22 protein-coding genes are annotated in these 26,065 nt (G+C 69.4%); 16 read left to right on the top strand and 6 right to left on the bottom strand.

Annotated elements, in window-relative coordinates:
- Positions 1 to 19: 19 nt before the first annotated feature.
- The 4 genes from accB to QN206_02930 form a co-directional block, all read right to left on the bottom strand.
- Positions 20 to 472, bottom strand: a complete 453-nt coding sequence (gene accB / locus QN206_02945; protein MDR7613760.1) for an acetyl-CoA carboxylase biotin carboxyl carrier protein — start codon at positions 470 to 472, stop codon at positions 20 to 22.
- Complete coding sequence (locus QN206_02940) at positions 462 to 1,301, bottom strand: acetyl-CoA carboxylase carboxyltransferase subunit alpha (protein ID MDR7613759.1); 840 nt, start codon at positions 1,299 to 1,301, stop codon at positions 462 to 464. Before QN206_02940 ends, accB begins: the two co-directional genes overlap by 11 nt.
- The gene (accD, locus tag QN206_02935) at positions 1,279 to 2,145 is read right to left on the bottom strand and encodes an acetyl-CoA carboxylase, carboxyltransferase subunit beta (GenBank protein ID MDR7613758.1); all 867 of its coding nucleotides are present in this window, start codon (positions 2,143 to 2,145) and stop codon (positions 1,279 to 1,281) included. The genes QN206_02940 and accD overlap by 23 nt, the downstream gene beginning before the upstream one ends.
- 95 nt (positions 2,146 to 2,240) lie before the next feature.
- Positions 2,241 to 4,301 (bottom strand): cation-translocating P-type ATPase, encoded by a 2,061-nt coding sequence (locus tag QN206_02930; protein MDR7613757.1) that lies wholly within the window; start codon positions 4,299 to 4,301, stop codon positions 2,241 to 2,243.
- A gap of 233 nt (positions 4,302 to 4,534) precedes the next feature.
- Here QN206_02930 and QN206_02925 point away from each other — a divergent pair, with 233 nt between their 5' ends.
- Positions 4,535 to 5,695, top strand: coding sequence for a trypsin-like peptidase domain-containing protein (locus QN206_02925; GenBank protein MDR7613756.1), 1,161 nt, complete (start codon positions 4,535 to 4,537; stop codon positions 5,693 to 5,695).
- Between the two features lie 5 nt (positions 5,696 to 5,700).
- On the opposite strand, the gene QN206_02920 is transcribed toward QN206_02925, so the two are convergent.
- Positions 5,701 to 7,527 carry an arginine--tRNA ligase gene (locus QN206_02920; GenBank protein MDR7613755.1) on the bottom strand — a complete coding sequence of 609 codons (1,827 nt, stop codon included), beginning with the start codon at positions 7,525 to 7,527 and terminating at the stop codon, positions 5,701 to 5,703.
- Positions 7,528 to 7,602: 75 nt separating this feature from the next.
- Here QN206_02920 and QN206_02915 point away from each other — a divergent pair, with 75 nt between their 5' ends.
- The 8 genes from QN206_02915 (at position 7,603) to QN206_02880 (ending at position 16,497) form a co-directional block, all read left to right on the top strand.
- Positions 7,603 to 7,920: a hypothetical protein gene (locus QN206_02915; GenBank protein ID MDR7613754.1), complete on the top strand. Its 318-nt coding sequence runs from the start codon at positions 7,603 to 7,605 to the stop codon at positions 7,918 to 7,920.
- 40 nt (positions 7,921 to 7,960) lie between these two features.
- A complete protein-coding gene (locus QN206_02910) occupies positions 7,961 to 9,217 on the top strand; it encodes an S-layer homology domain-containing protein (protein ID MDR7613753.1) in 1,257 nt (418 codons plus the stop codon).
- A 167-nt stretch (positions 9,218 to 9,384) separates the two neighbouring features.
- On the top strand, positions 9,385 to 10,650 hold the full coding sequence (gene rho / locus QN206_02905; GenBank protein MDR7613752.1) for a transcription termination factor Rho: 1,266 nt from the start codon (positions 9,385 to 9,387) through the stop codon (positions 10,648 to 10,650).
- A 14-nt stretch (positions 10,651 to 10,664) separates the two neighbouring features.
- Positions 10,665 to 12,359, top strand: coding sequence for a peptide ABC transporter substrate-binding protein (locus QN206_02900; protein MDR7613751.1), 1,695 nt, complete (start codon positions 10,665 to 10,667; stop codon positions 12,357 to 12,359).
- Between the two features lie 71 nt (positions 12,360 to 12,430).
- A complete protein-coding gene (locus tag QN206_02895; protein ID MDR7613750.1) occupies positions 12,431 to 13,396 on the top strand; it encodes an ABC transporter permease in 966 nt (321 codons plus the stop codon).
- A 9-nt stretch (positions 13,397 to 13,405) separates the two neighbouring features.
- Complete coding sequence (locus QN206_02890; protein ID MDR7613749.1) at positions 13,406 to 14,308, top strand: ABC transporter permease; 903 nt, start codon at positions 13,406 to 13,408, stop codon at positions 14,306 to 14,308.
- 68 nt (positions 14,309 to 14,376) lie between these two features.
- Positions 14,377 to 15,414, top strand: a complete 1,038-nt coding sequence (locus QN206_02885) for an ABC transporter ATP-binding protein (GenBank protein MDR7613748.1) — start codon at positions 14,377 to 14,379, stop codon at positions 15,412 to 15,414.
- 12 nt (positions 15,415 to 15,426) lie between these two features.
- Entirely contained in the window at positions 15,427 to 16,497 is a 1,071-nt protein-coding gene (locus QN206_02880) for an ABC transporter ATP-binding protein (protein ID MDR7613747.1), read from the top strand.
- Here the strand turns inward: QN206_02880 and QN206_02875 are convergent.
- On the bottom strand, positions 16,494 to 17,891 hold the full coding sequence (locus QN206_02875) for a glycosyltransferase family 39 protein (protein ID MDR7613746.1): 1,398 nt from the start codon (positions 17,889 to 17,891) through the stop codon (positions 16,494 to 16,496). The two genes, QN206_02880 and QN206_02875, sit on opposite strands and share 4 nt — an antisense overlap.
- A gap of 80 nt (positions 17,892 to 17,971) precedes the next feature.
- Between QN206_02875 and add the strand changes: the two genes are divergently transcribed.
- The 7 genes from add to menE all read left to right on the top strand — a co-directional run bounded on the left by add (position 17,972) and on the right by menE (position 26,021).
- Complete coding sequence (gene add, locus QN206_02870) at positions 17,972 to 18,979, top strand: adenosine deaminase (GenBank protein ID MDR7613745.1); 1,008 nt, start codon at positions 17,972 to 17,974, stop codon at positions 18,977 to 18,979.
- Positions 18,980 to 19,068: 89 nt separating this feature from the next.
- Positions 19,069 to 19,668: a TetR/AcrR family transcriptional regulator gene (locus QN206_02865; GenBank protein MDR7613744.1), complete on the top strand. Its 600-nt coding sequence runs from the start codon at positions 19,069 to 19,071 to the stop codon at positions 19,666 to 19,668.
- On the top strand, positions 19,665 to 21,032 hold the full coding sequence (locus QN206_02860) for an isochorismate synthase (GenBank protein MDR7613743.1): 1,368 nt from the start codon (positions 19,665 to 19,667) through the stop codon (positions 21,030 to 21,032). The genes QN206_02865 and QN206_02860 overlap by 4 nt, the downstream gene beginning before the upstream one ends.
- Positions 21,029 to 22,804 carry a 2-succinyl-5-enolpyruvyl-6-hydroxy-3-cyclohexene-1-carboxylic-acid synthase gene (gene menD, locus QN206_02855; protein ID MDR7613742.1) on the top strand — a complete coding sequence of 592 codons (1,776 nt, stop codon included), beginning with the start codon at positions 21,029 to 21,031 and terminating at the stop codon, positions 22,802 to 22,804. The genes QN206_02860 and menD overlap by 4 nt, the downstream gene beginning before the upstream one ends.
- A gap of 10 nt (positions 22,805 to 22,814) precedes the next feature.
- Positions 22,815 to 23,645, top strand: coding sequence for a 1,4-dihydroxy-2-naphthoyl-CoA synthase (gene menB, locus QN206_02850; GenBank protein MDR7613741.1), 831 nt, complete (start codon positions 22,815 to 22,817; stop codon positions 23,643 to 23,645).
- A gap of 4 nt (positions 23,646 to 23,649) precedes the next feature.
- The gene (locus QN206_02845) at positions 23,650 to 24,549 is read left to right on the top strand and encodes a 1,4-dihydroxy-2-naphthoate polyprenyltransferase (GenBank protein MDR7613740.1); all 900 of its coding nucleotides are present in this window, start codon (positions 23,650 to 23,652) and stop codon (positions 24,547 to 24,549) included.
- The gene (gene menE / locus QN206_02840; protein MDR7613739.1) at positions 24,546 to 26,021 is read left to right on the top strand and encodes an o-succinylbenzoate--CoA ligase; all 1,476 of its coding nucleotides are present in this window, start codon (positions 24,546 to 24,548) and stop codon (positions 26,019 to 26,021) included. The genes QN206_02845 and menE overlap by 4 nt, the downstream gene beginning before the upstream one ends.
- Positions 26,022 to 26,065: the final 44 nt, after the last annotated feature.

Raw genomic sequence — 26,065 nt, 5'->3', positions numbered from 1 at the left:
CCTCCGTCCGCGGCGTCGGTCAGGTCTCGGTGTCGGGCTCGATGAGCATGAGGGGCTGCCCGTACTCCACCGGGGTGCCGTTCTCCACGAGGATGCGGACCACCCGGCCCGACATCTCCGCGGGAATCTCGTTGAACATCTTCATGGCCTCGATGAGGCACACCGTCTGGCCCGCGGTCACCCGATCGCCCTCGTTCACGAATGGGGGGGCGTCCGGGGCAGGAGCCCGGTAGAAGGTGCCCACCATGGGGGCCGTGATGGGGATCCACTTCGGGGGGGAGGGTTCGGGGGCGGTCTCCGCGGGGGGCTGGGCCGGGACGGAGGGGGCAGGGAACCCGGAGTTCCCGCGGCCCTTGCGGATGGCCACCCGGAGAGTCCCGGTCTCGACCTCCAGCTCCGCGATGTCCGCTTCGCTCACGATGCGCACCAGCTCCCGGATCTCCTCCACGTTCAGCGCACCCTCACGGTTCATCCGTTCCCTCCGCGAATCGGCCCAGGCTCCGGTACTTCGCGTACCTTCTCGCCAGCAGCTCGTCAATGGGGACGGCCCGCAGGGTCCGCAGGGTGCGGCGCAGGGCCTCCCGGACCGCGGCGAAGGCCTGGGGGGGATCCTCGTGTGCGCCGCCGGGAGGTTCCGGAATCACCTCGTCCACCACGCCGAGCTGCTGCAGATCCCACGCGGTGATCTTCAAGGCATCCGCGGCCTCCTCCTTCCGCGCCGCATCCCGCCAGAGGATGGCCGCGCATCCTTCCGGTGGGATCACGGAGTAGATGGCATAGGCCATCATCAGGATCCGATCCCCCACCCCGATGCCCAGGGCCCCTCCGCTCCCGCCCTCGCCCGTGATCACCACCGCGATGGGCGTGCGCAGCCGGGTCATGGTGAGGATGGCGCGGGCGATGGCCTCCGCCTGACCCCGCTCTTCGGCCTCGATGCCGGGGTAGGCGGCGGGGGTGTCCACGAAGGAGACCACCGGGAGGCTCCGCTTCTCTGCCAGGCGCATGACCCGCACCGCCTTGCGGAAGCCCTCGGGGTTCGGCATCCCCCAGCGCCGTTCCAGGTTCTCCTTGGTCTGCCGACCCTTCCGGTGGCCGATCACGGCCACGGGGTCCCCCTCGAATCGGGCCAGGCCGCAGAACAGGGCTGGGTCATCCCCGAAGAGCCGATCCCCGTGGAGCTCCGTGACCTCCGTGAAGAGGGCCTCCAGGTAGTCGTCCAGCTTGGGCCGCTGGGGGTGCCGGGCCAGCTGCACGATCTCCCAGGGAGAGGGGCGGGGCTCAGCCGATGGGGGCGTGCTCATCCACCGGTGCCTCCACCCCGCACCCCAGCAGCCGCAGGATCCGGGCCACGGTCTCCTTCAGCTGGTGCCGGGGCACGATGAGGTCCACCATCCCGTGCTGTAGCAGGAACTCCGCGGTCTGGAACCCCTCCGGGAGCTTCTGGCGTATGGTCTGCTCGATGACCCGCTGGCCGGCAAACCCGATGAGGGCCCCGGGCTCGGCCACGTGGACATCCCCCAGCAGGGCGAAGGAGGCCGCCACCCCGCCCGTGGTGGGATCGCAGAGGATGGAGATGAAGGGAAGGCCCGCCTCGTGCAGGCGGGCGACCGCGGCGCACGTCTTCGCCATCTGCACCAGGGAAAGGGTTCCCTCCTGCATGCGGGCTCCGCCGCTCGCGCTGCAGGTGACCACGGGGAGTTTCCGCTCTGTGGCCCGCTCGAAGGTGCGAGAGATCTTCTCCCCCACCGCGGACCCCATGCTGCCGCCCAGAAACTCGAAGTCCATCAACGCCAGGGCGGACCGTACCCCCTGGATGGTCCCCTCCCCGCAGATCACCGCCTCCCTCCGACCCGTGCGGCGTACCGCCTCCCCGTAGCGGTCCGCGTACCCGGGGAATCCCAGGGGATCCGTGGACCCCAGGTTCTCGTCCCACTCCACGAAGGATCCTTCGTCCACCAGCAGCCGGAGGCGTTCCGGCGCGCTCATGCGGTGGTGGTGGCCGCAGCGCGGACAGACCTTCAGGTTGCGCTCCAGTTCCTTGCGGTAGATGGGCCGGTTGCACCCGGGGCATTTCACCCACAGCCCCGCGGGGATGTCCCGGCGGGGGCTCGCCTCGTACTTCGGACGTCGGATCCACTCCCACATGCTGCCTTCCCCTTTATACCTCAAACAGGGCCCGCTCCCCTAGGCTGGCGGTCTGCCGCGGCCAGCCTGACATCCGCGGGATCCGGGAGCAGGGACTAGCGGGACCGCAGCAGGCGGGCGCTGTTGAGGAGGATGCCCACGTCCGGCAGGACCTGGGCCGCGGCGGCCAGGATGGGCGGAAGGTGGCCCAGGGCGGCCAGGGAGACGCCCAGGAGGTTGTAGACGACGGTGAAGGCGATGTTCGCCCGGATCACCCGGACGGTGCGGCGGGCGATCCGCACGGCCTCCGGCACGAGCCGCCAGTCGTCCCGCAGCAGGGCTACGTGCCCGGCCTCCAGGGCCACGTCCGTACCCCCGCCCATGGCGATCCCCGCATCCGCCTGGGCGAGGGCCGGAGCGTCGTTCACCCCGTCCCCCACCATCACCACCCCATGCCCCTCCGCCTGGTAGCCGCGGACCACCTCGATCTTGTCCTCCGGAAGAAGGCCGGCCCGATAAGGAACGCCCAGGCTCCGGGCCACCGCGCGGGCGGCCTCGGGCCGATCACCGGTCAGCAGCTCGATGGTGGAAAACCCCAGAGCCCGGAGGGCCGCCAGGGCTTCGGGAACCTCCGGCCGGAGTTCATCCGTGGTGGCCAGAAGCCCCACGGGTTCCCCGTCGCGCAGTACGCAGAGGACGGTCTTGCCCTCTTCCGCGAGGCGCTGGACCCGGTCGTGGATCTCCGGGTCGCGGACGAACCGGGGATTGCACACGGAGACCTCGTGCCCATCAACCCGGGCCCGCACCCCGATCCCCGGGAGCGCCTGGAAGGCATGCGCCTCCCGAACCGCTAAGCCCCGCTCCCGGGCGAGCCGCCGGATGGCGTGGGCCAGGGGGTGCTCGGAGTTCCGCTCCGCGCTGGCCGCGAGGGCGAGGACCTCCTCCTCGGAGCAGCCGTCCAGGGCCACCACCTCTGTGACCCGTGGGCGTCCCCGGGTAAGGGTTCCCGTCTTGTCCATGAGGAGGACGTCCGCCCGGGCCAGAGCTTCCAGAACCCGTCCGCCCTTCACGAGGACACCCCGACGGGCGGCGGCCCCGATGCTGGCCAGGATGGCCACGGGGGTGGCGAGGGCGAAGGCACAGGAGCAGGCCACGGCGAACACCGCGGCCATGGCGAGGGGATCCCGCCGCACGAGGAGCGCTCCCAGGCCCACCACGGCCACCACGGGCAGGTAGTAGGCGCTGAAGCGGTCCGCGATCCGCTGGATCTCCGGCCGGTGGGTCTCGGCTTCCTCCACCAGGTGGAGGATGCGTCCAAACGTGGTGTCCGAGCCTACCCGGATGGCCTGGATCCGGAGGCTCCCCAGCAAGGCGATGGTGGCCGCGAGCACCCGGTCCCCGGGTCCCACTTCCACGGGCACGGACTCCCCCGTGAGGGGGCTTTGGTCCACGGTGGCGTGCCCCTCCACCACAACCCCGTCCACGGGGATCCGCTCCCCCGGCCGCACCACCACGAGGTCTCCGGGCAAGACCTCCTCTACGGGGACCTCTGCCTCCTGCCCCGCGCGGAGCACGCGGCCCATCTGGGGCCGGAGTTGGACGAGGGCCCGGAGGGCGGTGCGGGAGTGCTCCACGGTGAGCCGCTCCACGGCCTCCCCGATGCGCATGAAGAGGGCGAGGACGAAACTCGCGGCCCACTCCCCCACCGCGGCCGCCGCCAGGACCCCCGCGGTCATGAGGGTGTGGGCGGTGATCCGGCGCCGCAGGGCGGCCCGGACGACCGCCCGGAACGCGGGAAAGCCCGCGGCAAGGGTACCCAGGGTCCAGAGGGGCCAGGGGATTCTCCGTTCGACCGCGTGGAAGACCCCCGTGAGCTCGCCCACCACGATGGCGATCACGAGGCCCACCAGGACTCCAAACACCGCGAGGATCGGGGGAGATCCACCGCCCCGCACCTCTCCCTCCGGTACCGCACACCCGTATCCGGCGCCCTCCAAGGCCCTGCGGATGGCGGCTTCGTTCAACCGGGTGGGGTCGAAGCGGACCACCACCCTCTCCGTGGCGAGCAGGACCTCTACTTTCTGGACTCCGGGGAGCCGCACGAGGACTTGCTCCACGGTGTGCGCGCACTCCGCGCAATCCATCCCCCGTACGTGCAGCTCCACGGACCGGCTCAACCCCGCTCACCCCTCCCTGGCTCTCCGTACCGGGTGCCCCCGTATATGCCCCGGGCCACGTCCGCCAGGATCTCCTCGGCGAGGCCCAGGAGCAAGTGGGTCCGTTCATTATATAGCACGACAGCACGACTATCCCTTCGGGGGGTCGGGTCGACCGGGGAACATGACAGGGCGAGGCCCGCGTGACATTATGAAAGAGCGCGATCAGCATGCCGCAGGCCGGATGGTGTGCCATGTCTACACCCACCGATCGGATCTACGGAACCCCACCGGTGGAGCCCTCCCTCCCCCCCCGGCGGGGACCGGGTGCCGGGACGGTCATCCTGGTCGTTCTGCTGGCCTTTTTGAGCGGAGCCGCGGGCGGATACGTGGTCCCGCGGGTGGTGGAGGGCCGAGCCGCATCCCCCGCCCCTGCCCTGCCCACGCCTCCCGTGAGCACCACCCTCCGGGTGGTGCGGGAGGAGTCCGTCATCATCCAGGTGGTGGAGAAGGTCCAGCCCAGCGTGGTGAACATCAACACCCTGGGCTTCGCCCAGGGATTTTTCGGGCAGCTGTTCCCCCAGCGGGGAGCAGGGTCGGGAGTCATCGTGAGCCCGGACGGCTACATCCTCACCAACAACCACGTGATCGAGAACGCGACCCAGATCCGGGTGAAGCTCCTGGACGGCACGGAGCTGGAGGGACGGGTGGTGGGAACCGACCCCCTCTCGGATCTGGCGGTGATTAAGGTAGACCCCCGAAACCGGCGGCTGCCCGCGGCGGAGCTGGGGGATTCGAGCCGGCTCCGGGTGGGGCAGCTCGCCATCGCCATCGGGAACCCCTTCGGGTTGGGGAGCACGGTGACCGTGGGGGTTATCAGTGCCCTCAACCGCCAGATCAGCGACCCCACCAGCGGCGTGCGCCTGGACAACATGATCCAGACGGACGCGGCCATCAACCCAGGGAACAGCGGCGGGGCGCTGGTGAACAGCGCGGGCCAGGTGATCGGGATCAACACCGCCATCATCCCCCAGGCCCAGGGCATCGGCTTTGCCATCCCCTCCTCCGTGGCCCGCACCGTTATGGAGCAGCTCATCCGCACGGGCTCCGTCCAGCGGCCGTTCCTGGGCGTGGCCACCCAGGACATCACCCCGGAGATCGCCTCCCAGTACGGGCTCCCCGTGAACTACGGAGCCCTGGTGGTGGAGGTGGTGCCCAGCAGCGGTGCGGAGGCGGCGGGGATCCGTCCCCTGGACATCATCGTGGAGATCAACGGCCGGCGCATCGAGAATGGAGCGGACCTGCAGGCGGAGATCCTCCGGCACAAGGTCGGCGACGTGATTACGGTCACCGTGGTCCGGGGAGGCCAGCGCCTCCAGCTGCGGGCCCGGCTCGGGCAACGTCCCCCCCGTTGAGGCGGCTACATCTCCTCGGGAGCAGGGACGCCCAGCAGATTGAGGCCCGTCCGGAGGACGTCCCGGACCTGCCGCACGAGCTCCAGACGCGCCCCCCGCAGGCCCGGAGGCGCCTGGAGCACGGGGGTGGCGGGGGTTCCGTCGGGATTGCGGGCGTTGTAGTAGGCGTTCCATGCGGCCGCGAGGTCCAGCAGGTACTGGGCGAGGGGATGCGGGGTGCGGTCCGAGGCCGCGGTGCGCACCGCTTCCGGGAAGTTCAGCAGGGCCTTCGCCAGTCCCCGCTCATGGATTGTGACCTGGTCGAAGTCCGCCACTTCCCCGGCGACGCCAGCTTCCTGGGCCCTGCGGAGGATGGCGCAGGCCCGGGCGTGGGCGTACTGCACGTAAGGGCCGGAGTCCCCCTCAAAGGAGAGGACCTGTTCCCACCGGAAGTCGATCTGCTTCCGCGGCTCCGTCTTCGCCATGGCGAATCGCACGGCCCCGACGCCCACCATCTCCGCCGCGGACTCCGGGTCCGGGTGGTCGGGGTTCTTCTCCGCGATGATCCCCCGGGCCCGGGCCACCGCCTCCTCCAGGACCTCGTCCACGGAGACCGTGTGCCCCTTGCGGCCCGAGATGGGACGCCCCTCCAGGAGCACGGTCTCGTAGGCGAGGTGGTGGCACCGCTCCGCGAGCTCCGGGTGCCCGACCACCGCCAGGGCGGTCCGGACCACCAGTTGGGGGTAGCTCTGCCGCACGTCGATCACGTTGATGGTCTCCTGCGCTCCGCCGAAGGACGAATCCTCCTCCCCCTCCGGATGGGAGGTGAAGAGGATTTTGCCGGAGGGCTGACGGTCAAAGGGCTTAAACCGGAGCCCCCGCAGCAGCCCCACCTTCCAGAACTGGAGGGCGATGTCCTTGGCGATGTAGGTGGCGGTTCCGTCCGACCGCACCAGCACGAGATAAGGATCCTCCAGACCCTCCACGAAGGCGGAGGTGTCCATCACCAGGGCCCCCGCGTATTTCCCCTCCGCGGGTCGGAACACGTGCGGGCTCCGGCTCAGGAGCGCCAAAGCCTGCTGGAGCAGCCCCGCCCGCACGAGGTCCGACTCCCACACCAGCACGTCGTACTCCGCGCCCAGCCGCCACATGGTCCGCAGCTGCGCCCGGAGGATGCGCTCCACCTCCTCCCGGAGTTCCCCGGCCTCCAGCCGGTGGATCTGGGCCCGGATTCCAGGCTCCAGCGCCGGCTGGCGCGCGGGGTCCTCCAGGTCTCGGTGGAGTCGCACGTACGCCTCGCCGACCCAGTGGTCGTACTTGCGGGATCCGTCGTAGCGCAGCCCGTAGTGCTGGAGGGCGAAGAGGGTCTCCGCCACTTGCCGGCCCGTGTCGTCGATGTAGTTCACCACCTCCACCTCGTGGCCCACGTACGCCAGGATGCGGCTCAGGGCGTCCCCCAGGCAGATGTTGCGCAGATGCCCCACGTGCAGTTCCTTGTTGGGGTTCACCGCGGTGTGTTCCACCAGCACCTTCCCGGGCCGTGGAGGAAAGGGGGAGAGCGGAGCTGCCGCGGCTCGCACGAGGAAGGCGGGGTCACACTCGAAGTTCACGTATCCGCCCACGGCCACCACCCCACGTACGCCCTCCGGGGGCACGATGCGGCCCGCGAGGTCTTGGGCGATGGCCGGGGGAGGCTTGCGGAGGAGACGCGCCAGCTGGAAGGCCACGGGTGTCCCGTAGTCTCCCGGCACTTCCGGGGGGGCAGGCTGTACGGAGATCTCCGGCGGCTCCACCCCAAGGGAGACCACCGCGTCCCGGATGGCCCGGGCCAATTGCGCCTTCAGATCCACCATCGGCCGCCATGGTAGCAAACCCCGGGACCCCCGACAAATCCCCCGGAAGGGTGGTATAATCCCACCGAAATGGTGATGGCTCGGGATCTCCTCGAGCGCCTGGTCCGATCCGCCCGGGAGAGCGCCACCACGGTGGTACGAGAGTCGGAGCGGTGGGCTCGTCTCGCCCGGATGCAGCTGGAGCTGGGAGCCCTCCGGGCTCAGCTGGGAGATCAATTGAAAGCCATCGGACGGCAGGTCCTCCTGCGGCATCGGGCGGGAACCCTTGCGGATCCCGAGCTCGTACTCCTCTGCGGGCAGGTGGAGGAACTGGAGGGGCGGATCCGGCGGCTGGAGCAGGAGCTGGAAGCCCTGCGGGCACAGCGAGAGCCCGCGCAGACCCGGGAAGGGTAGATCCCGTAGCGATCCCTGAGCGCACGATGAGGAGGTCCCCGTGCACCGCGGCGTGTCTTGGTGGGTGAGCCTTGTCCTGGTGGGGATGCTCGCCGCCGGGGCTTCGGCCCAGCTGTACACGGACATGGCCGGAAGCCCGGAGCTCCGGATGCTCGAGAAGCTGACAGCGAAGGGGGTTTTCGAGGTCCCCCAGGACCGCCAGTTCCGGCCCGCGGACCGCATCACCCGGCTGGAGTTCGCCCTCGCCTTGGCGCGGGCCGTGGGTCTCAAGGAGGTGGACGAGCGGCTCCTCCCGGACTACCGGGATCTCGGAGAGATCCCCCGGGAAGCGCGGGGGCTGCTGGCCGCCCTGGCGAACTCCGGGACCGTGGATCGGTTGCGGGCCGTCCGGCGGTACCAGACCCTGGAGGTCATCCTGGAGACCCCAAAAGGCACTTACGGGCCTGGGGAGCCCATTCCCATGAAGCTCCTCGTCCGGAACGTGGGCGGCCGCGCGGTGGAGTTGGAGTTTCCCACCGCTCAGACCTATGACTTCGTGGTGCGCCGCCAGGACGGGGCGGAGGTGGCCCGGTGGTCCCTCGGTCGGTCCTTCTCCGCCCAGGGCCTCCGGATGAAGGTGGAACCTAACCAGCAGATCACCCTGGGGGAGACCCCGGGCTGGAACCAGGTGGACCAGAACGACCGGCCGGTCCCTCCAGGGCGGTACGAGCTCATCGGGCTCGTGACCACCCGCACCAACCCCATGTCCGTCACCCTCTTCTTCAGCAAGGGGTTCATCACCGCCTACCCGGACAACACCTTCCGGCCCCGGGCCCCCCTCAGCCGGGCGGAAGTGGCGGAACTGGTGGCGCGGGCCGCGGGATTGGACCAGGAGGCATTGAGCAAGCGGGGGAGCCCCATCGAGGCACAGGACGCGGGGGAGATCCGGCCGGAGCATCGGGGGTACGTGGCCCTGGCCTTGGAGCGGAAGATCCTGCGCCCCGTGGAGGGACGGGTGCGGCCCAATGACCCTGCCACCCGTCTGGACGCCGCGGTGGCCCTGGACGCTGTCATGAACCTCCTGGGACGGTATAATTTCATCCGGGGGAAGCTGCACGCGATCCAGGGCGGCAGCCCCATGATCCTGCAGATCGCCGACGGCTCGCTGATCCGCAGCTTCCGGGTCGCCCCCCTCGTGGCCGTCTACCGGAACGACCGTCCCGCCGGGCTGCGGGATCTCAGGTCCGGGGACGAGGTGATGCTGTTGCTCTTCGGGGAGGTGGGCGACGTCACGTACATCGAAGCGAAAGGGCCCTGACCGCCTCGCGGGGCGAGGGGAGTTCGAAGGCAGACCCGGTTTGGGTTGGGAGCGCGGTTCCTGCGATGGGGAACCTTCAGGATCCAGAGAACCCAAAGGTAGAGGACGTCCCGTCGGGCCAGGACGCGGTGGCTGACGTGCGTCCGCGAAACGGAGGTGGAGCACACTTGGCACTCTCCCTTGCGGAACTCGGACAGAAGAATCTGAGCGAGCTTCAGGAGATCGCCCGGGAGCTCAACATCCCCAACTACCGGCGGTACCGGAAGCAGGAGCTCATCATGCGCATCCTCCAAGTCCAGACGGAGCAGCAGGGCCTGATGTTCCGGTCCGGGATCCTGGAGGTGATGGCGGAAGGGTACGGCTTCTTGCGGACCCACGGATATCTCCCCAGCCCGGAGGACATCTACGTCTCCCCCTCCCAGATCAAGCGGTTCGGGCTGCGGGTAGGGGATGAGGTGTTGGGGCAGGTCCGGCCCCCGAAGGACAACGAGAAGTACTACGCGCTGCTTCGGGTCGAGGCCGTGAACGGCATGGATCCCGAGCAGGCCCGCAACCGGCCCTCCTTCGATCAGCTCACGCCCGTCTTCCCCTACGAGCGCTTCAAGCTGGAGTACCAGGGCGATCTCACCACCCGGGTGGTGGATCTGTTCGCGCCCATCGGGAAGGGGCAGCGGGCCATGATCGTCTCCCCGCCCAAGGCCGGGAAGACCACCTTCCTCAAGAAGATCGGGCAGGCCATCGTCGCGAACCACCCCGAGGTCTACCTCATGGTCCTCCTCCTGGATGAGCGGCCGGAGGAGGTCACGGACATGCGGCGGTCCGTGGAGGCGGAGGTGATCGCCAGCACCTTCGACCGGCCGCCGGAGGAGCACATCCAGGTGGCGGACCTGGTGCTGGAGCGGGCCAAGCGGCTGGTGGAGGGGAAGCGGGACGTGGTGATCCTTCTCGACAGCCTCACCCGTTTCGCCCGGGCCAACAACCTGGTGATCCCGCCCTCCGGCCGGACCCTCACAGGAGGCCTTGATCCCGCGGCCCTGCACCGACCCAAGCGGTTCTTCGGGGCCGCCCGGAAGATCGAGGAGGGCGGAAGCCTCACCATCGTGGCCACGGCCCTGGTGGACACCGGCAGCCGCATGGACGACGTCATCTACGAGGAGTTCAAGGGAACCGGCAACATGGAACTCCACCTCAGCCGCAAGCTCCAGGAGCGCCGCACCTTCCCCGCCATCGACATCAAGGCCTCCGGCACCCGGCGGGAGGAGCTCCTGCTCACGGAGGAGGAGCTGCGGAAGGTGTGGGTGCTGCGGAAGTCGCTGGAGCAGCTGGACACCGTGGCCATGACGGAGCTCATCCTGGACCGGATGCGCCGGACCCCCAACAACGCGGCCTTCCTGCGGTCCATCGTGAAGTCCTCCGAGGAGGACGTGAGCTGAGAGGAGGGATCCCCATGCGAAACCGGAGGGCGATCCTGACGGTGGGCATGCTGCTTGTCCTGCCGGGCCTGGCCCTGGCGGCCCCTGCGGTGGGGCCCGCGGTGGGCCCGGATACGGTGGTGGTGGGCACCCAGCAGGAACCCGCGAACGTCGGGATTCTCTTCTGCGATGGCTGCACCATGTTCGTGGGGACCATGATCGCGACACCGCTCTTCGTGCCCGTGGTGGAGCTCACGGACGAGTGGAAGTGGCAACCCGTGGCCGTACAGAAGCTTCCCAGCCTCAAGGACGGGGACTGGAAGCTCTTGCCCGGAGGGAAGATGCAGGTCACCTGGAAGCTGCGCCGGGGCCTGCGGTGGCAGGACGGGCGCCCTCTCACGGCGGAGGACTTCATCTTCGCCTGGCGGGTGAACCTCCACCCGCGCTTTCCCTCCGCGGGCCGGGACGTCTCCGAGCGGGTGGAGAACATCCGGGCCCCGGACCCATACACCCTGGTGGTCCAGTGGAAGAAGAAGTACGCGTTTGCGAACCTCACGGTGAACGGGGTAGGCTACCTCCCGCGCCACCTCCTCGCCTCCGCCTACCAGCGGGATCCTAGCAAGCTCCCCCAGAACGTGTGGGGGACCTCCGAGCAGACGGTGGGGACCGGGCCCTACCGGATCGTGGAGTGGCGGAAGGGCTCCTCCATCACCCTGGAGCGGTGGGATCGGTTCCCGTACGAGGCGGTCGGCGGATCCTGGCGGGCCCGGGCCCAGATCCGGCGCCTCGTGTTCCGGTTCGTGCCGGACACGAACACCCAGGTGGCGAACGTGCTCGCGGGCACCGTGGACGTCTTCGACGAGACCGCCATCCCCTTCGTGCAGGGCCTGGAGCTCGAAAAGCGGCTCCAGCGGGAGGGACGGCTCGGCCGGGAGTGGGCGCTGCGGGCGGAGCCGGGCCTCGTCTGGGAGCACATCGATCTGAACGTGGACAACGTTCACCTGCGGGACAAACGGGTTCGGCAGGCCCTGGTGTACGGGATCAACCGCGAGCTGATGGTGCAGCAGCTCTTTGAGGGCAAGCAGCCCGTCTCGCACGGTCCCTTCCCACCCAAGCACTACGGCTACAACCCGAACCTCAAGAAGTACCCGTACGACCCCGCCCGGGCCCGGCAGCTCCTGGCGGAGGCGGGGTATCGCCCAGGCCCGGATGGGATCCTGGTGAAGGACGGCCAGCGGCTCTCCCTCACCTTCATGACCACCGCGGGCAACCGCACCCGGGAGGCGGTGCAGCAGATCGTCCAGCAGCAGCTCCGGGAGATCGGAGTGGAGATCCGCATCCAGAACCAGCCCGCCCGGGTGTACTTCGGGGAGACCTTGCCGAGCCGCAAGTTCGACATGGCCATGTACGCCTGGGTGTTCAACCCCATCTCGGACTGCGAGGGGATCTTCACGGGGGACACCCTCCCGCCGCGGGGCCAGAATTACACGGGCTGGAAGAACGAGGAGGCCACCCGCCTCTGCCATGCGGTTCCGGAGGAGTTGGATGAGGCGCAGCGGGCCCGGATGCTGCGCCGGTTCCAGGAGATCTACGCGGAGGAGATGCCCGTGATCCCCCTCTACTTCCGGGCGGACTACGTGGGGTGGAAGGCGCTCCTGCGGAACCTCCGGCCCACGGGGGCGGATTCGCCCATCACGTGGAACGTGACGAACTGGGCATGGGCCCGGTGACCCGCGGGGAGAGGAAGGGACGGATCGCTCCGTGAACCCCACCGGGGAGCTCTTGGGGGGGCCGTGGGAGCATGAGCCGGTATCTCGCACGGCGGCTGATTCAGATGGTCCCCCTGGTGTTCGGGATCTCCGTGATCCTCTTCCTCGTGCTCGTGATGGCGCCGGGCGACCCCACGGATCTCTTGCTCGCGGGCAACCCCAAGGTGCGGGCGGAGGACATCCGGCTTTTGCGTAAGATCTACGGCCTCGATGACCCCCTCCACGTCCGGTACCTGAAGTGGCTGCGGGCCGCGGTGCGGGGGGATTTCGGATACTCCCGCATCTACAAGGTGCCCGTGATGGACCTGATCGGGGAGCGCCTCGTGAACTCCTTGTGGCTCACCCTCCCCTCCTTCCTGCTGGCCGTCGCGGTGGCGGTGCCCGTAGGGATCTACTCGGCCCTCCACCAGTACTCCAAGGTGGACTACGCGGCCACCTTCTTCGCGTTCTTCGGAGTCTCCGTCCCCGCCTTCTGGTTCGGCATCCTGCTCATCTACCTCTTCGCGGTGCAGCTTCGGTGGCTGCCTCCCGGCGGTTTCAGCACCCCGGGGGTACCGGAAGGGTGGCCGATGCTGGTGGACCGCCTCCGGTACATGGTGCTCCCCGTCCTGGTCCTTTCCTTTCTCTCCATGGCCGCCCTCACCCGGTACACCCGGGCCAGCATGCTGGAGGTCATCCGGCAGGACTACATCCGGACCGCCCGGGCCAAGGGGCTGGCGGAGCCCGTGGTCATCACCAAGCATGCCCTCCGCAACGCCCTCATCCCCATCGTGACCGTGCTCGCCCTCCTGATCCCGGGCCTGTTTGCCGGTGCTCCGCTTACGGAGACGGTGTTCGGCTGGCCCGGGGTGGGGCGGTTGCTGGTGGAGGCGGTGCTCGGGGGGGATTACGCGGTGGCCCAGGCGGCCCTCCTTTTCCTGTCCGTCCTGGTCCTCCTGGCCAACCTGCTGGCGGATGTGGCGTACGCCCTTTTAGATCCCCGCATCCGCTACGGGTGAGGGAGAAGGGTGTCCCGCCCCGTCACCGCGGTTCCAAGGCCCCTGCCCCGACCGGAGGCCCCTCCGGCCGGCCGGAGCTATGGGCAACTGGCCTTCCGGCGCCTCCGCCGCCATCGGCTCGCCCAGGTGTCCGGGGGGGTGATCCTCCTGCTCGTGGTGGCCTCCGCGCTTGCGCCCTACCTCACCCCGTACCGCTTCGATGAGATTGACCTCACCAACCGCCTGAGCCCGCCCAGCTGGCGCCATCCTCTGGGGACGGACGAGCTGGGGCACGATGTGCTCACCCGGCTGCTGTACGCGGGCCGGGTCTCCCTCACCGTGGGCCTGAGCGCCGCGATCGCCTCCGCCCTGGCGGGGACGGCGGTGGGACTGGTCAGCGGGTTCTACGGGGGATGGGTGGATCAGGTGCTCATGCGGGTGGTGGACGTGCTGCTGTCCATCCCCGATCTTCCCATCCTCATCGTCCTCTCCCGGTACTTCGGGGGGAGTCTTTGGGGCATCATCCTGGTGCTGGTGGCCTTCGGGTGGATGGGGACCGCGCGGCTGGTGCGGGGGGAGGTCCTGAGACTCAGGAATCTGGAGTTCGTGGAGGCCGCCCGGGCCTTGGGTGCCTCCTCCGCCCGGATCATGTGGCGGCACCTGGTGCCCAACGCCCTGGGGCCTGTAATCGTCTCCGCCACCCTGAGCGTGGGGGGGGCCATCCTCACGGAGGCGGCCCTGTCGTTCCTGGGGATCGGGATCCAGCCGCCCACCCCCTCCTGGGGGAACATGCTGCAGAACGCCCAGGACTTCATCTGGCGCACACCGCTGCTGGCCCTGTGGCCGGGCCTTATGATCTTCGTGACGGTCCTGTGCTTTAACTTCTTCGGGGATGGACTCCGGGATGCCCTGGACCCGAGGATGCGGCCGTGAAGGACTTTCCGGGTCCCGTGCCGAAATCGGGGCAGAGCGTGGTGCAGCGAGCCGGGCGAGGTGAGCAGATGGGGGAACCGCTTCTGTCCGTGCGAAATCTCAAAACATACTTCTACACCGATGAGGGGGTCGTGAAGGCGGTGGACGGCCTCAGCTACGACCTCTACCCGGGGGAGACCCTGGGGATCGTGGGCGAGAGCGGGAGCGGCAAGAGCGTGCACGCCCTCTCCATCATGCGGTTGATCCCCAGCCCTCCGGGCAAGATCGTGGACGGCCAGATCCTCTTCCGGGGGCAGGACCTCCTGCGGCTACCGGAGGAGCAGATGCGGCAGATCCGCGGCAACCGCATCGCCATGATCTTCCAGGAGCCCATGACCTCCCTCAACCCCGTGCTCACCGTGGGTGAACAGATCGCGGAAGCGGTGATGCTGCATCAGAAGCTGGACCGCCGGGCCGCCTGGGAACGGGCCATCGAGATGCTGGAGAAGGTGAAGATCCCCTCCGCCCGGGATCGGGTCCGGGACTATCCTCACCAGTTCAGCGGGGGGATGCGCCAGCGGGTGATGATCGCCATGGCCCTCTCGTGCAACCCGGACATCCTCATCGCGGACGAGCCCACCACCGCCCTGGACGTCACCATCCAGGCGCAGATCCTGGACCTCATGCGGGAGCTGCAGAAGGAGTTCGGGATGGCCATCATCCTCATCACCCACAACCTGGGGGTGGTGGCGGAGATGTGCGACGACGTGGTGGTGATGTACGCGGGCAAGGCGGTGGAGCACACGGACGTGTACCGGACCTTCAAGGAGCCCAAGCACCCCTACACGTGGGGGCTGTTGCAATCCATTCCGAAGCTCTCGGAGCGGACGGAACGCCTGGTCCCCATCGAGGGACAGCCCCCGAGCCTCATCGACCTGCCTCCGGGGTGCGCCTTTGCCCCCCGCTGCCCCTTCGTGATGGAGACTTGCACGCAGGTGGACCCGCCGGATTACGCGGTGGGGCCGGACCACACGGCGAAGTGCTACCTCTACAGCGAGCATGCCACGGAGGAGAACCGCCGGGCGGCGGCCCAGGCGGGGCTGTTGGCGAGCACCCGGGGCGTTTAGGAGGGAGGGCCCATGGTCGGGAACACCATTCTGGAAGTCCGAAACCTCGTGAAGCACTTCCCCGTCACCAAAGGGTTCCTCTTCCAACGGCAGACGGGGGTGGTGCGGGCGGTGGACGGGGTGTCCTTCACCGTCCGGGAGGGAGAGACCCTGGGGCTCGTGGGGGAGAGCGGGTGCGGGAAGACCACCCTGGGTCGGGTGATCCTGCGGCTTCTGGAACCCACGGGCGGAGAGGTCATCTTCCAGGGCCGCAACGTCTTCCAGCTGAACCGGGAGGAACTGCGGCGGCTGCGGCGGGACATGCAGATCATCTTCCAGGACCCGTACTCCTCCCTGAACCCCCGGATGACGGTGGGGGACATCGTGGGAGAACCTCTGGAGATCCACCGACTGGCCCGGGGCCGGGAGAAGGTCCGCCGGGTCCAGGAACTGCTGGAGATCGTGGGGCTGTCCCCCTACCACATCAACCGGTACCCCCACGAGTTCAGCGGCGGGCAGCGGCAGCGCATCGGGATTGCCCGGGCGCTCGCGGTGAACCCCAAGTTCATCATCTGCGACGAGCCCGTCTCCGCCCTGGACGTCTCCATCCAGGCCCAGATCATCAACCTCCTGCAGGAGCTGCAGCGGGAGTTCCGACTCACCTACCTCTTCATCGCCCACGACCTCTCCGTGGTGAAGCACATCTCGGATCGCATCGCGGTGATGTACCTGGGGAAGATCGTGGAGCTGGCCCCCGCGGATGAATTGTTTGAGAACCCCCAGCACCCGTACACGGAGGCTCTGCTGTCCGCGGTCCCCATCCCGGATCCGGAGATCCGGCGGGAGCGCATCCTCCTCCCCGGAGACGTGCCAAGCCCCGTGAACCCGCCGAGCGGGTGTCGCTTCCACACCCGGTGCATGTACGCGGTGGAGCGGTGCTCGGTGGAGGAGCCGCGCCTGGAGGAGGTGGCACCGGGACACTGGGTGGCCTGTCCGGTGCGGCCCTTCCGGCACCAGCGCAGCCGGGCCGCGGTGGTGCCCAAGCAGGTGGGCACCGTCACCGGGAATCCTTCCGGGGCGAACGCCACGGCTCCGCCGTCCTAGGGGGCCATTGTCCGGGGGTGAAACCCCAGGCACCGCACGAAGGTGAATTCCCGGATGCCGCCCGGCACCGGGAGGGTGGAGGGAGGGAGAACCTCCGTTTCCCGACACCAATTCCCGTAGGGATCCGCGGGGGGATTGCGGCGGTCGTGCACGAAGAGGCCGTCCCACCCTTGCCACCGCTGTAGGGGACTCCACTGGGCAAAGGCGTGCTTGCCGGGAAGGACGACCACCGGATACCGGCGATGGGTTGCGTACGCGAGCTGCGCGCCTTCCTGGTACGTGGTGGCGATGAGGAGGAGGGGACGTCCCCGCGCAAGCACCCGAATCCGCTCCGTCACCTGCGGCCACCCGTACAGATCGGGAGCCGGGATCGCCCGGAAGAGAGCCATCCCGACCGCCACGGCACCCATGGCCCCGCCGAGCCAGATGCCCGCGGTCCGGGCGGTGTGGAACCGGTGATCCTGCGCCAGGGCAAGGACACCCACCAGGGCCGCGGGGAGGATGTAGTGCGGCTTTGCCTTTCCCAGGAGGGAGGCCACGAGGAGGGCGAGGAGCGTCGGCACGGCTAGCCAGCGCAGGAAATCCGCGCCGGCGGCGCGGAGCCGCAGGGGAGCGGAGAGGAGGAGGACGCCGAGCACCGGGGAGAGATAGAGGAGCACGGCCGCCGCGTACACGGTGAGGTTCACCGCGGGGTTCCGGGGCGGGAGCCACGGATCCCGGCCGAAGGCGTACAGGACCGCGGCCCACCCGTTCTTCACGTTCCATGCGAGGTTCGGGCCGATGAGGAGGAGAGCCAGGGCCGCGGCCGCGTAGGGGAAAGGGGAGCGCGGGGAGTTCGGGGAGCGGAGGAATGCGGCCAGGGCCGCGGGGAGGAAGAGGGCCATGGTGTACTTGCTCTGCATTCCCAGCCCGACTCCGAGCCCCACCACCAGCCAGTATCCGGGCGCTCCGTGAACGGCCCGCCAGAGCGCCCAGCTGGAGAGCATCCAGAAAAAGGCCAGCAACCCGTCCGGAGCCGCGAGGGCCGCTCCCAGGGAGAAGAGGGGAACGGTCTGGAGGAGCAGGACGGCGAGGTATGCGCTGCGGGGATCCCGGGTGGACTCCAGGGTCATCCGCCACGTGAGGAACGCGGTGCCCAGGCCGCACAGGAGGGCGGGGAGGCGGATGGCCCACGGGAGATCCCCGAATCGCGCGGTGGATGCGGCGATGGCGACGGCGATGCCGGGCGGGTGATCCAGATATCCCCACGCGAGGTGCTTGGACCACACCCAGTAGTACGCCTCGTCATCCAGGAGGGGGAGGGACGCGGCGAGGAGGAAGCGGGCCAGGGTGGCGACCGCGACGCTGGCGGTGGCCCGGAGGACCCACGGACAGGCGGCGGGGAGATTCCTCATCCATTCCCTGGGTGCGGTTCGGCTGGATTGTCCGGGTCCCCATGAGTATAATGCAGCCAGCACCGGTGGGAGGCAGCCCTATGGCGGAGGGCGTTCCGGAACGGGCCATCGCGGATCTCCCGAAGATCGAGCTCCACGTACACCTGGAGACCTCCTTGCGTCTCAGAGCCCTTGCGGAGCGCGCCCGTCTGGATCCCATCTCCGAGCCCTACCTGGTGAGCGACCCCAACCGACACCATGGGTACGATCGGCTCCGTCGGCTGCGCTACGTGAGCCGGACGGGGAAGGTTCCTGATTACCTGTACACCCGGGAGAACATCGCCAGCATCACGTACGAGCTCCTGCAGGAGTCTGCCCGGCAGAACGTGCGATACGTGGAGATCCGGGTCGGCGGCCGCCGCGGATTCGTGCTGCTGGGCGTGCGAGGGATGCTGGAGGCGGTGGCGGAGGGGCAGCGGCGGGCTCACCGGGAGTTCGGCATTCATGCCCGCACCGTGGTGACCATCGTGCGGGAGCGGGGTCCGGAAGCCGCTGCGGAGGTGGCGGAGGTGGCGGCGGAGTGCGCCCGGAGCTGCGGGGTGGTGGGGATCGACATCGCGGGCGATGAGGAGAACTTCCCGCCTATCCTCTTCAAGCGCACCTGCGAGATCGCCCGCGAGGCGGGGCTCGGCATCACGGTGCACGCGGGGGAGTTCTCGGGGCCGGCCTCCATCTGGACCGCCATCTACCAGCTGGGGGCCACCCGGATCGGCCATGGCTTCCGGGCCGCGGAGGACCCCCATCTCGTCGCATACCTCCGGGATCACCGGATCACCCTGGAGGTGTGCCCCACCAGCAACCTCCGGCTGGGCGTGGTGCAAAGCCTCCGGGACCATCCCCTCCGGCGGCTGTACGACGCGGGGGTACCGGTAACCATCAACACCGACGATCCCATGCTCCTGGGTACTTCCCTCACCCTGGAGCTGCGCAAGGTGAGCCGGGAGCTGGGGTTCACCCTGGAGGACCTGCGCCGCCTCATGCGGTTCGCCGCGGAGGCGGCCTTCGACCGGAGGACAGCCCTCGAAGCCTTCGGGGCCGCGGCCCGCTAGCACGGGCCCTTTCCCATCCCGATTTATGGTATCCTGGGGATGTTGAGCGACCGACTGGTCAGTCGAAATTAACCTTGCGGCGGGTTGGGTTGGCGCTCCAGAAGGATCGGACCCGGGCCCGGATCCTCGAGGCCGCGCGGCGGGTATTTGCCCGGAAGGGCTATCATGGGACCCTCATGGAGGACGTGGCCCGGGAGGCCGGGCTCTCCAAAGGAGCCCTGTACTTCCACTTCCCCGGTAAGGAAGAACTCTTCTTGAGTCTCGTGGAGGAGGCGAGTGCGCACCTCGCGGAGCGCGTCACCACCGCCATCGCCGTCGCCCGAGGGGGAGAGGCGAAGGTGCGCGCGGCCCTGAGCGCGGCCGTGGAGGCCTTCGCGGAGAACGAGGATCTGACGCGTCTTGTGCTGGTGGAGTGGGTCGGACTTAGCCCGGCGTTCGAACAGAAACGGTTCGCCCTGGAGGCAGCCCTCGCCCGCCTGATTCAGGCCCATCTCGATGAGGCGGTGGCGGAGGGGAGGATCCCCCCGCAGGACACGTCCCTCGTCGCCTTCGCCTGGCTGGGTGCGATCCGCGCCCTCGTGGTCCGGTGGCTCCACACCCACCACCCCGAGCGGTTGGTCGACCTCGTACCGGCCCTCTCCGAACTCCTGCTGCGCTCCGTGGGTTTCCGGACGGAAGCGAACGCATGAGGGGGCAAGGGTCTGCTCTGGATCGGGCGTTGGAGGCGGCCTTGGAACAACTCCGCGCGGCAGCCCACGGGGTCCGGGCGCGCGGAGGCCTCACGGTCCGCGCCCCGGCTCCGGGCGTGGATCCCCTGGATCTTCTGGCGCGCGCCTCGGAGGCGTGCGACGCGTGGTTCTGGCGGTCGCCGGACGGACCCGTGTTCGCGGCCCTGGGACGTGTGGGGGAGACCCTCCGTGCGGGGCCAGGCCGCTTCTACGAGCTCACCCATGTCTGGCGTGAGGGACGTCCTTCTTCTCCCCTCGCCCTGTGCGGGTTCTCCTTCCATCCCGACGGTCCGCGCTCTGAAGCGTGGCGCCCTTACCCTGCCGGGGTTCTCTTCCTGCCGCGCCTGCTCCTCGTGGGCTCGGGAGCGGAGGCTACCCTCCTCCTGACCCTCGACGGCTCCGAGGACGCGGACGGGCTGCTCCGCGATGCGGAGCGGTGGCTTGCCGGGCCCTCAAGCTCGGACGACTCCCCACCCGCGGTGGAGGCCCGCCCGGTTCCGGAGCCCGGACGGTGGAAGGACCTGGTCCGGGCCGCGGCGGAGGCGGTTCGCGGGGGGGAGCTGCGAAAGGTGGTGCTGGCGCGGGCCCTTCGTCTCCGGGCAGAGAGGGTTCAAGTCCTGCGGGTCCTGTCCACGCTTTGCACGCGCTATCCGGAGTGTACGGTATTCGGCGTGAAAAGGGAGGGTCGGTGGTTTCTGGGAGCCACCCCGGAGCGGCTCCTCCGGGTGCAGGAAGGGGTCGTGGAAGCCATGGCCCTGGCGGGCTCCGCCCCGAGGGGCCGCTCGGAGGAGGAGGACCGGATCTTGGGGAGGGGGCTCGTCGGGAGCCAGAAGGATCGGGAGGAGCACCGGATCGTGGCGGAGTACATCCGGGAGCGGCTCCAGCCGTTTTGTGAGACTCTCCGGGTAACGGGCCCGGCCCTGCTGCGTACCGGTGCCGTCCAGCACCTCTGCACCCGCATCCGGGGAACCCTCCGGGGGCCCCTGCCGGCACTGGAGCTCGCGGGCGCCCTCCACCCCACCCCCGCGGTGGCGGGACTCCCCCTGGACCGGGCCCTCCGGTGGATCGAGCGGGAGGGGGTGGATCGCGGGTGGTACGCGGGCATTCTTGGCTGGATGGATGTGCGAGGGGAGGGGGAGATGGTGGTGGGCATCCGATCGGCCCTGGTGGCCGGGACTGAGGCATGGGTGTACGCGGGCTGCGGGATCCTCGGGGACTCTGATCCCGCGACGGAGTACGCGGAGTCCGAGCTGAAGATGGGGCCGATGCTGGAAGCCCTGGCGATGGTTTCTCCGGGCGCGATCCTGGGAGGGGTGCAGGGATGATGGCCGCGGGAGACGGCACCTACGCCTTCGTCCGGGCGTTCCTCGACGAGCTGGTGCAGGGAGGGGTTCGGCACCTGTGCCTGTGTCCAGGCTCCCGCTCCACCCCCCTCGCCCTGGAAGCAGCGCGGCATCCCCTGCTGCGGGTGTGGGTTCACCTGGACGAGCGCAGCTGCGCCTTCTTCGCCCTGGGCATGGCGAAAGCCCTGCGCTCCCCCGTGGCGTTGCTCTCCACCTCCGGGACCGCGGCTGCCAACTTCCTCCCCGCGGTGGTGGAGGCCCGGTATGGGTACGTGCCCCTCGTGGTCCTCACCGCGGACCGACCCCACGAGCTGCGGGACTGCGGGGCCAATCAGACCATCGATCAGGTGCACCTGTACGGGCGCCACGCGAAATGGTTCGTGGAATTGCCGATCCCGGAGGCGACGCCTGCCGCCCTCCGGTACGCCCGGTCCGTGGCGGCCCGCTGCGTGGAACAGGCCACCGCACCGCCTCCCGGCCCCGTCCACGTGAACGTCCCCCTGCGGGAACCGCTTGTGCCTGCCCCGGCGGAGGGGAGGGGCGAGGGATCTCCTCCCGGACGGGCCCGTGGACCCTCCACGCGCCCGTTGCCCTCCCGTCTTCTCCCCGACCCGGATGCCGTCGCGGAGGTGGCGCGCGCGGTCGGAGAGCAGGAGCGAGGCCTGGTGGTTTGCGGCCCCCTGGATCATCCTCGCTTTCCCCAGGCGGTGACGGAGCTGGCGTGCGCGCTCCAATTCCCTCTCCTAGCGGATTCCCTCTCTCAGGTGCGGTGCGGGGAGCACGCGTCGGGGCTCGTGGTGGACACCTATGACGCCTTCCTCCGGGTGGAGGAACTGTGGGACGCCTTGCGACCGGAGGTGATCCTCCGGTTCGGGGCGGCCCCGACCTCCAAGCCGCTCCTGGGCTTTCTCGCCCACCACGCGGAGGCCCGGCAGATCTTCGTGGGGCTGGAAGGTCCCCTGGATCCGGATCGGGTGGTGTCGGATTTCGTGCGGGCCGACCCCACGGCCTTCTGTGAAGCCCTCCGCCAGGTGCTCCCACCCGGGAGGCGGGCGGACGGCTGGCTCCGGTGTTGGCAGGGGATCAACCGCTTGAGCCGGGAAACCCTGGACCGGGCCCTCGGGTCCCTGGAGGAGGCCTGCGAGGCCCGGGTGTTCCAAGAGCTGGCCCAGCTGCTTCCGGACGGCACGCTCCTGTATACGGGGAACAGCATGCCCGTGCGGGACCTCGACGGGTTCTTCCCTGCCCTGCGCCGCCGGATCCGGTTCCTCGGGAATCGGGGTGCGAGCGGCATCGACGGGGTCTTGAGCAGTGCCCTCGGGGCTGCCGCGGTCCATCCCGGCCCAGTGGTGCTTGTCCTCGGGGATCTCTCCTTCTACCACGACCTGAACGGCCTGTTCGCCGCGTATCGGTACGGGCTTGCCGCCCTCGTGGTGCTGGTGCACAACGATGGGGGAGGGATCTTCTCCCTCCTCCCGCACGCCACGCTCGAGCGGTCCGAGTTCGAGCTCCTCTTCGGGACCCCGCACGGCCTGGACTTCCGGCCCGTGGTGGAGATGTACGGGGGCGTGTACGTGCGCCCAGACGGATGGGACTCCTTCCGCCGCGCGATTCGGGAGGGCCTCCGGCAGGGAGGCCTCCGGGTGGTGGAAGTCCGCACGGATCGGACGCGCAACGCGGAACTCCATCGGCGGGTGTGGGCGGAGGTGCGTTCCGCCCTTGTTCCGCGTTTCGCCCAACTTCTCGCCACGTGAGGTGAGGGGGATGCGCATCGCATGGAAGATGGTCCGGGAGTACACGGACGTCCTCTACGAGCACGGGTTAGAGGATGCAACGGGGATCGCGAAGATCACCATCAACCGGCCGGAGGTCCGCAACGCCTTCCGCCCGGAGACGGTGGTGGAGATGATCGATGCCTTCAGCCGTGCCCGCGACGACGGCTCCATCGGTGTGATCCTGCTGCGGGGAGCAGGGGATGAGGCCTTCTGCAGCGGCGGGGACCAGCGGGTGCGGGGGCACGGAGGCTACGTGGGCGCGGACCGCATCCCCCGCCTCAACGTCCTGGACCTCCAGCGGCTCATCCGCATCATCCCGAAGCCCGTGATCGCCCTGGTGGCGGGCTACGCCATCGGCGGCGGCAACGTGCTGGCCACCGTGTGCGACCTCACCATCGCCGCGGATAACGCCATCCTGGGCCAGGCGGGGCCCCGGGTGGGGAGTTTCGACGCGGGCTACGGCTCCACGTACCTGGCCCGGATCGTGGGGCACAAGAAGGCGCGGGAGATCTGGTACCTGTGCCGCCAGTACACCGCCTGGCAGGCTCTGGAGATGGGTCTCGTGAACGCGGTGGTGCCCCTGGAACTGCTCGAGGAGGAAGGGGTACGGTGGGCACGGGAGATCCTGGAGAAAAGCCCCCTGGCGATCCGACTGCTGAAAGCTGCCTTCAACGCGGACACGGACGGGCTTGCGGGGTTGCAGCAGCTGGGCGGGGACGCCACCCTCCTGTACTACCTCACGGAGGAGGCGAAAGAGGGTCGGGATGCCTTCTTGCAGAAGCGCAAGCCCGACTTCTCCAGATTCCCCCGGTTCCCGTGAGCCCATGTTGGAAACCTCCTTCGAGATGCGGAACGCCCTCCGTCCCTGGGTGCTGGCGGCCCGGCCCGCCACCTTGCCCGCGGCTGTCGCCCCGGTCCTCGTGGGGAGCGCCACCGCGGCGCACCTGGGTGCCTTTCACCTTCCCGCGGCCCTGGCCTCCCTGTGGGTGGCCCTGTGGATCCAGATCGGCACCAACCTCGCCAACGACGTCTACGACTTCCTCCACGGCTCCGACCCACCTCACCGCCTGGGGCCTCCCCGGGTCACGGCCGCAGGGCTTTTAACCCCGCGCCAGGTGCTCCTGGGCGCGTACACGGCGTTCACCCTGGCCGCGCTGGGTGGCCTGTACCTCGTGACCCTGCGGGGGTGGATCCTGGTCCCGGTGGGTCTTGCCTGCGTCCTCGCGGGCCTGTTGTACACCGGGGGCCCCGCCCCTCTCGGATACCGGGGGCTGGGGGACCTGCTGGTCTTCGTCTTCTTCGGGCTCGTGGCCGTGGTGGGGACGGACTACGTGCAGACGGGAATCCTGCGGGCCCGGCCCGCAGCCGCCGCGGTGCCCGTGGGACTCCTGTGCACCGCCATCCTCGTGGTCAACAACCTCCGGGATCTGGAGACGGACCGGGCCTCGGGGAAGCGTACCCTGGCCGTGCGCTTCGGACGCACGGGCACCCGCATGGAGTACCTCCTGTGCCTGCTGGGGACCTTTGCGGCACCCGCGTGGATGCGCGCCTTCGGCTGGCTGGGGGAGTTCTACTGGCTTCCCTGGCTCGCCCTCCCGTGGGCCGCGTCCCTCGTCCACTTTGTGTGGACCCAGGAGGGGGTGGCCTTAAACCACGCCCTGCGCGGGACCGCCCGGCTGCATCTCGCGCACGCGGCGCTGTTGGGGGCCGCGCTCCTGGCATGACCACCGCGGACTGGCTTACCGAACAGGCCCGGGTTCACCCCACCCGGATGGCCGTCGTCTGCGGCTCCGAGGTCCTCTCCTTCGGGGAGCTGGACGAGCGGGTGAACCGGGTGGCCCGACGGCTTTCCGGGCTCGGGGTACGTGGACAGGACCGGGTGGCTCTCCTCAGCCCCAACGGGATCCCATTCGCCGTGCTCGCTTTCGCCTTGGCCCGCCTCAGAGCCGTGCTGGTCCCCCTCCATCCCCGGCTGACCGCGCGGGAACTGCGGGAGCGTCTTCAGGACCTCCGGCCCCGCCTCCTGCTCGCCCACCCCGCCCTCGCGGGTCTGGTGGGGGAAGCGGGCTGGGAGCCCGTGACCTTCCTGGATCCCGAACATCCGGACCTCCTTCCGGAGGTCCCTCCGGATGCGCCTTTGCCCTCCCCCCGGATCCACCTGGAAGCCGTTCAGGGCATCCTGTACACCTCCGGAACCTCCCATCGGCCCAAGGGTGTCCTGCTCACCTACGGCAACCACTACTGGAATGCGGTGGGCTGGGCGCAGCGGCTGGGCGTGGCCGAGCACGACACGTGGCTGGTGGTCATGCCCCTCTGCCACATCGGGGGGCTTGCCATTCTCTGGAGGGCTGCCCTCTTCGGCGCCACGGTGGTGATCCACGAGGCGTTCGACGCGGGCGCGGTGTGCGCGGAGCTGGAACGGGCGCGGGTGACCTTGCTCTCCCTGGTCCCCACCATGTTGCGGAGGGTGCTGCGGGAGTGGGGCCCTCGGCCGTTCCCCGGGGTACGGGCCGTGCTCCTGGGCGGTGGCCCGATCCCCCAGGACTTGGTGACGCAGTGCGTGGAGGCGGGAATCCCCGTGGCCCCCACTTACGGCCTCACGGAGGCCGCAAGTCAGGTGACCACCCTGCACCCCTCGGAGGTCCGGAGAAAACCCGGCTCGTGCGGCCGGGCCCTGCCAGTGGTGGAGGTGCGGGTGGAGGGAGGGGAGGGTGAGATCCTGGTCCGGGGACCCACGGTGATGGTGGGGTACTGGGAACGTCCGGAGGAGACCGCGATGGGCCTGCGGGATGGCTGGCTTCACACCGGGGACCTGGGCCGTTTGGACGAGGAGGGTTACCTGTACGTCCTGGACCGTCGGGAGGATCTCATCGTGACGGGCGGGGAGAACGTGTCGAGCGGGGAGGTGGAGGCGGTGCTGCGCATGCATCCCGCGGTGCGGGACGCGGGGGTGGTCGGGATCCCCGATCCGGAGTGGGGCCAGCGGGTGGTGGCGGCGGTGGAACTGGTGCCCGGTACCACCGCCACGGAGGAGGAGCTGAGGGCCCACTGCGCGCGTCTCCTCGCCCCGTACAAGGTTCCCAAGCGCATCGGGTTCCTGCCGGAGCTGCCGCGTACCGGTCCGGAAAAGGTGAGCCGGGCTGCCCTCCGGGTGTGGGCGCAGGAGGCTTTCCGGGAGACGGACGGGGGTGGGTAAGGACGGGTGTGCTATGTTGGACATGAGTACACCGAGGAGGTGCG

Source organism: Armatimonadota bacterium, from assembly GCA_031460175.1.
Classification (GTDB): domain Bacteria; phylum Sysuimicrobiota; class Sysuimicrobiia; order Sysuimicrobiales; family Sysuimicrobiaceae; genus Sysuimicrobium; species Sysuimicrobium tengchongense.
Note: the sequence above shows the minus strand (reverse complement) of the source record. Positions and strands in the feature narration are given on the sequence as shown.

Coding starts and splice junctions, on each gene's coding strand:
- accB (MDR7613760.1), bottom strand. CDS start 472: ATGAACCGTGAGGGTGCGCTGAACGTGGAGGAGATCCGGGAGCTGGTG.
- QN206_02940 (MDR7613759.1), bottom strand. CDS start 1,301: ATGAGCACGCCCCCATCGGCTGAGCCCCGCCCCTCTCCCTGGGAGATC.
- accD (MDR7613758.1), bottom strand. CDS start 2,145: ATGTGGGAGTGGATCCGACGTCCGAAGTACGAGGCGAGCCCCCGCCGG.
- QN206_02925 (MDR7613756.1), top strand. CDS start 4,535: ATGTCTACACCCACCGATCGGATCTACGGAACCCCACCGGTGGAGCCC.
- QN206_02920 (MDR7613755.1), bottom strand. CDS start 7,527: ATGGTGGATCTGAAGGCGCAATTGGCCCGGGCCATCCGGGACGCGGTG.
- QN206_02915 (MDR7613754.1), top strand. CDS start 7,603: ATGGCTCGGGATCTCCTCGAGCGCCTGGTCCGATCCGCCCGGGAGAGC.
- QN206_02900 (MDR7613751.1), top strand. CDS start 10,665: ATGCGAAACCGGAGGGCGATCCTGACGGTGGGCATGCTGCTTGTCCTG.
- QN206_02895 (MDR7613750.1), top strand. CDS start 12,431: ATGAGCCGGTATCTCGCACGGCGGCTGATTCAGATGGTCCCCCTGGTG.
- QN206_02885 (MDR7613748.1), top strand. CDS start 14,377: ATGGGGGAACCGCTTCTGTCCGTGCGAAATCTCAAAACATACTTCTAC.
- QN206_02880 (MDR7613747.1), top strand. CDS start 15,427: ATGGTCGGGAACACCATTCTGGAAGTCCGAAACCTCGTGAAGCACTTC.
- QN206_02875 (MDR7613746.1), bottom strand. CDS start 17,891: ATGAGGAATCTCCCCGCCGCCTGTCCGTGGGTCCTCCGGGCCACCGCC.
- add (MDR7613745.1), top strand. CDS start 17,972: ATGGCGGAGGGCGTTCCGGAACGGGCCATCGCGGATCTCCCGAAGATC.
- QN206_02860 (MDR7613743.1), top strand. CDS start 19,665: ATGAGGGGGCAAGGGTCTGCTCTGGATCGGGCGTTGGAGGCGGCCTTG.
- menD (MDR7613742.1), top strand. CDS start 21,029: ATGATGGCCGCGGGAGACGGCACCTACGCCTTCGTCCGGGCGTTCCTC.
- menB (MDR7613741.1), top strand. CDS start 22,815: ATGCGCATCGCATGGAAGATGGTCCGGGAGTACACGGACGTCCTCTAC.
- QN206_02845 (MDR7613740.1), top strand. CDS start 23,650: ATGTTGGAAACCTCCTTCGAGATGCGGAACGCCCTCCGTCCCTGGGTG.
- menE (MDR7613739.1), top strand. CDS start 24,546: ATGACCACCGCGGACTGGCTTACCGAACAGGCCCGGGTTCACCCCACC.